Origin of the sequence: Moorena sp. SIO1F2, assembly GCF_010672755.1 — a bacterium.
In the GTDB taxonomy this organism is placed as follows: domain Bacteria; phylum Cyanobacteriota; class Cyanobacteriia; order Cyanobacteriales; family Coleofasciculaceae; genus Moorena.
Window position 1 is genome coordinate 1 of the sequence record NZ_JAAHFV010000383.1, and the last position, 5,923, is coordinate 5,923.

Here is a 5,923-nt window from a genome sequence, read left to right on the forward strand (position 1 = left end):
GCGGCTGCTGAGCATAGACAGTTGCGGTAAAGCCAGTCAGTATTGTGGCAATTCCTAGACTAGAGATAGTTCGATAAGTTGGTTTCATGATTTTCCTTACAAAGCCTGATGATTTCCAGAATTGTTATCCCTGTTCCCTAATCCCTGTTCCCTAATCCCTGTTCCCTACTCCCTAATCCCTGTTCCCTAATCCCATTAACCCAGGACGAGGTAACTTACCCAAGGTCAAACTGCTATAATCAAGTATAATTACTTATTAACAAAAGAACCGTCACTTTAACGTCTTAGCAATGCTATCATCGGGGCAGGGTCATCAATGATTGCAGGAAAAGAATCCTGTAGGGAATAATCCTGATAACTACACTAAGACCAGTATTAAGGATAGAGGTGCATTAACTTAGGTCCGTGACAGTTACCCTCAGCCTCTCCCCGTAGTGACTCTTTAACTATATGTAGTAACTATAAGTCCTGTTGAACTTTCAAAAGCTATTGGTAACAGCTCTACATTACTACCCAGACAAAACTAACCAAAGTTAGGTTAACGTTGTTAACCTAACCGAAGCTCTAACTGGTTTTAGATAACTTACTTTACTGTCTAATCAGCAAATTTTCTGTTGCTCGATAAACCTTACTGATAGAATTACCGAGGTGCTTAGTCCAAAAATTGGAGTTTGTTGAAGTCCATAAAATAATCTTATGCTTAGAGCCTTAGTACTGATTCCCATGTCAGCCGCCGCTAGCTATTATTTAGGGTTTGGGCTGAGTAACAATTGGAATTATAAAGATAGTCCTATTGTCAAACTACTTTGTGCTGATCAATCAATAAATGTCAGTTCCTACCATCAAGTAAAAAAGGATACCAATCCCCAAGATTCAAAAGCCAATACTTTCCCAAAAACCTTTGCTAATCCCAAGTTTTCCCTTGATAGTCCTATTGTCCAACTGCTTTGTACTGATCAATCAAGAAAGGTCAGTTCCTTCCATCAAGGAAAAAAGGATACCAATCCCCAAGATTCAAAAGCCAATACTTTCCCACAAACCTTTGCTAAGCCAAAGTTTTCCCTTACCCAATCTCAGTTAAACCAAAGTAATTCACAGCCAACCCTACCAGGGCTCAGCCGACAAACCGTTAGCCCAAAAAACTTTGCAAAGATTCAACCATCCCTTCCTGCTGCAACCGTTATTCCGCCAGAGATAGTTAAAACACTACCGATTGATCGAATTGTTGCTCGCTCCGTTGGCGGTGATTTGCTCACAATGCGATTTGAAACAGTCGATGCAGCTCCAGTGAAGGTACCGAAAACACCGCGAGCTGAGATGATTTCCCCAATAGCTAAGGTCGAGAAACAAAAGAAATCGGAGTTAGGAGCAAATGCCAACAATACCAATAGACCTCTGGGGAAATTAACCTTTAGCTCAGAGGTGACTTGGGTTAATGGCTCGTTTTACCAGATGTCTAATCAAGCAGAGGATCATCCCGAAATTGTCTTTACAGTCGATGCAGCTCCAGTGAAGGTACCGAAAAAACCCCGAGCTCAGATGATTTCCACGTTTACCCCAGTTAGCCAAAGTTCCTTCCCCTTGCCAGGTGCTCCCACTCCAGAATTAGTGACAGCACAATCTCAAATGCCAGCTCCAGGGATAGCTAAGGTGGACAAACAGACCAAATCGGAGGTGGTAGCAAATGCCAACAATACCAATAGATCTCCGGGGAAATTAACCTTTAGCTCAGAGGTGACTTGGGTTAATGGTTCATTAGACTTCTTTGAGAAGAGGGAACAGCGGATCTCGGAACAGGCAACAGTGAACAAGAATTCACGAAAAGCGATGCAGTCGGCCAAAGAGGGTTCCCAAGGGGTTTACAAGGTGCGGGCGCAGGTGACCAACACAGCTCCTCCCCACTCGCTATTCCATCAAGAACAGTATCAGAAAAATACTTTTGCAAAAGGTCTATTGTCCCAGAGGTCTAATCAAGTAGAGGATCATCCTGAGATTATCCTTGCCCATGCCAACTTAGCTGCTTCTGGGAGCTTAGCTATGGTTACATTCAGGGAATTACTGCCTAATGGTGAACAGCTGAGGGAGATTCTACCTGCTCCGACTATTGCTCAATCGACTATGGCTCAATCGACTATTGCTCAATCTACACCAACACCGTCCCAAGGTCAGTCGTCCCAAGGTCAGTCCACAGAAACCCTACCTGTGCCCACCTTTGAGCAACCTACCCAGACACTACCATCGTCCCAAGGTCAGTCCACAGAAATCGTACCTCTGCCGACCTTTGGTAAACCTACCCAGACACTACCATCCCCCTATCCAACTGATTCTACAACTCCTGTACCTGCTGTAGAGCCCGTTAGCCCTGTTATAGACCAGACCTATACCCTTGGTGCAGGTGATTTGATTCTAATTAGTATTTTCAAGATGCCAGAATTTAGTGGCGAACAACAGGTTGGTGTAGATGGCTCTATCAAGTTGCCCTTAGTCGGGAAACTGAGCGTTGACGGCATGACCTTAGAAGAAGCCGAAATCGCGATCGCAACTCAATATCAATCGGAATTGCGCTCTCCTGCCATCACGGTTAGTTTAGTAAAACCCCGCCCCTTAAAAATAGCTATTTCTGGGGAAATTAAACAACCAGGCTCCTACATTTTACCTTTCGTCAATGATGACCAGTTTCCCAGTCTCGCTCAAGCGGTTCAGCTTGCTGGCGGGATAACCCAAGCGGCGGACTTAGAGGGAGTCAAAATTCGGCGTTCTCAACCTTCTGGTATCACCCAGACTATTACCCTCAATCTCTGGGCACTGCTGCAAACTGGTGACTTAAGTCAAGACCTGATTTTGCGGGATGGGGATGTAATTATGATTCCAGCCACACTTTCGGTTGACTTAACCAAAACCGCTCAACTAGCAGCGTCTAATCTGGCTAGCACTGAGGAAATATCTGATGTTGCCGTGGTAGGGGAAGTCTTTCGACCAGGGGCTTACCGCCTAGAAGGAGGACAAAACGGTACTAGTCGCCCGACAGTTAGTCAAGCGATTCAAACCGCCGGAGGCATTAAACCCTCAGCTAACGTGCGGGAAATTCAAGTGCGTCGCCCCACTCGCGATGGCACAGAACAGCTGATTAACATTAACCTCTGGAAATTATTACAAGATGGCGACCTTAGTCAAGATTTGGCCTTGCAAAAGGGAGACACAGTAATTATTCCTACTGCCAGAGAAATTACTGCCACAGAAGCTGCTCAAATTGCCTCGACTAACCTTTCTCCAGATGTAATTCGGGTCAATGTTGCTGGAGAAGTGAAACAACCAGGAACAGTCGCAATGCCATCTAATACCACTCTTAATGAAGCGTTGCTTTCTGTGGGTGGATTTAATGAGCGAGCAGAAAAAATTGTGGAGCTAATTCGTTTTAATCCTGATGGTAGCCTAACGCGAAGGGAAATCGAAGTCAATTTTAAACAAGGAATTGATCCCCAAACTAACCCTCTGCTATCCCAGAACGATATTATCATTGCTGGTCGCTCCAGTTATACCAAAATAACTGATACTATCTCTAATATTTTAGAACCAATTTTAAAAATATTAAATCCTTTACTTTCCTTGTTTTAAATTAAATTTATCTATAGATAAATTTAATTTACTTGATAATAAAACAAGTTTAAAAAAAATTATTATTAATCCTGAATAATGACTGCTGAATTATAAATTTTAGAGCTTTTAATTGAAGGTGCCATATCTCAGTATAACCGGTACCAACCAACTCTTGTGTAGTCAACTGTTCTAGCATCCCCTTGATTAAATTGGAAGCGAAACTCAATGGTTCATAACTTTTCTCCCTCTCCTCCCCCAGTTCCAAGTAGTAACGGTAGCTTTCCCCCTTTACCTCAAGGGTCACAGTCGTTAGAACCAGAAGACAGTAAGTGGGATTTAGGGCCTTGGTTTGCGCTAGCGCGACGGCGAGGAGTAGTCATTGTAGGGGTAACAGTGACAGGGATATCCTTCGTCATCCCGAGAAGTTTAAATGAAGAGCCAAGTTACCAAAGCAAATTTCGGATTTTAGTAGAGCCTGTTAATGCTGAAAATGACTTAAGTAATTTAGCGCCTGCTTCAGGGAACAAAAACATTAAATCTAGTTTAGACTACCAAACCCAAATTCAAGTCCTGCGTAGTCCTGAGCTAATGGAAGTAGTGCTCGCAGAAGTCCAAAAAAACTATCCTGAAATTAGTTATGATTCCCTAATTGGCAATTTAAAAATTACTCGCTTAGGGAAAACTAAGATCTTGGAAATCAGCTACCAGGGAAACGATCCGGATCTGATCCTCACTATTTTAGACCAATTAGCCAAAGTCTACCTGAACTACTCCCTGAACGAGCGCCAGACTAACTTACGCCAAGGGATTCAATTCATTGAAAACCAGTTACCATCTTTACAAGCCAGGGTAAATGAACTGCAAAACCAATTACAAGCCTTTCGACAGCGATATCAGTTCACTGACCCAGAGATTAAAGCTGCACAAATCACGTCTCAAATGACCGCCTTGAAGGAGGAAAACTTAGCCCTTGAACAACAATTAGCTAAAAGCCGCTTCAATCTTAGTTCTCTACAAGAAGAAACTGGGGCTGTGGCCGCTCTTAGTGAAGCTCCACTATATCAGGAAATTATTGGTCAGTTAAGAGAGGTGGAAACGCAAATTGCTGAAGAATTAACTCGCTTCCAACCACAAAGCACGGCGATTCGACTTCTGCAAAATCAACGGCAAAACCTCCTGCCGATCCTAGAGCAAGAAGCAGAGCGAATTTTAGGAGCCAAGTTAGCAGAAGCTGTAACTGAAGTGCAAAGGCTTGAAACCCAACGTCAAACCTTATTAGTTGCCGAACAACAGCTAAAACAACAGGATCAACAAATACCTGCTTTAACCAGACAATATAGCGACTTACAGCTAGAAATACAACTTGCTACTGAAGGGTTAAACCGTTTTCGGGCTACCTGGGAAACGTTGCAAATCGAAGCCGCCCAAACTGAGATTCCTTGGGAAGTAATTGAAGCTCCAGTTCGGCCAGTGGCTCCCATCTCTCCTAATATTCAACGTAGTATAACCTTGGGAGCTGTAGCTAGTCTTGCTGTAGGCATTGGTGTGGCTTTGATTTTGGAAAAATTAGATAACGTTTATCACACTGCCCTGGAACTAAAACAGCAAACCAAACTCCATTTGTTAGGGAATATCCCCATTAATAAACAAATAGCAGCAACGCCAAGTAATAACTCCCTAGCCAAAGTAGGAGGTTTATTGTCTAAACCTTTTACGTGGCTAATACCAGCTTTGAAGCAAAAATCAACGCCTTACATCTATGATGGTTACTCCCAATCCTCACACTTTTTGGAAGCTCTACGAATACTCAATACCAATATTCAATTACTGAGTTCAGACCGCCCAATCCGTTCTCTGACAATCAGTTCAGCTCTGCCTAGAGATGGGAAGTCAACCATTGCGGTTTTCCTGGCTCAAACAGCCGCAGCCATGGGAAAAAAGGTGTTATTAGTGGATGCAGATATGCGTAAACCCCAAGTTCATCCAAGATTGGAGTTACCCAACCAGTGTGGATTAAGCAATTTAATTTTACAAACCCTATCCCCTTCAGACGTAATTGAGGACAATTTACCTGTAGCTGGCTTATCAGTCCTAACCGCAGGTCAACTTCCCTCAGATCCTACCAAGCTGATCTCTTCCCAGAAAATGGCACAATTGATGGCAGGTTTCCACGAAACGTTTGACCTGGTGATTTATGATACTCCCTCAGTTTTGGGATTAGCGGACACTAGCTTGCTTACTCCTCGTACTGATGGGTTGATTCTGGTAACTCGCGTTGGGAAAACAGATCGTTCTGCTCTGACCCAAGCTCTTGAGAATCTGAAAC

General features: G+C 43.4%; 2 protein-coding genes. Both read left to right on the top strand.

Going from position 1 to position 5,923, the window contains the following annotated elements; translation table 11 throughout:
* Positions 1 to 696 precede the first annotated feature (696 nt).
* The gene (locus tag F6J94_RS28815) at positions 697 to 3,615 is read left to right on the top strand and encodes an SLBB domain-containing protein (RefSeq protein WP_293046701.1); all 2,919 of its coding nucleotides are present in this window, start codon (positions 697 to 699) and stop codon (positions 3,613 to 3,615) included.
* A gap of 207 nt (positions 3,616 to 3,822) precedes the next feature.
* On the top strand, positions 3,823 to 5,923 hold a 2,101-nt coding region (locus F6J94_RS28820), incomplete at its 3' end, for a polysaccharide biosynthesis tyrosine autokinase (protein ID WP_293046703.1).

Bases quoted from the DNA above. Each gene is read 5' to 3' on its own strand.
- F6J94_RS28815 (WP_293046701.1), top strand. From the start codon at position 697: ATGCTTAGAGCCTTAGTACTGATTCCCATGTCAGCCGCCGCTAGCTAT.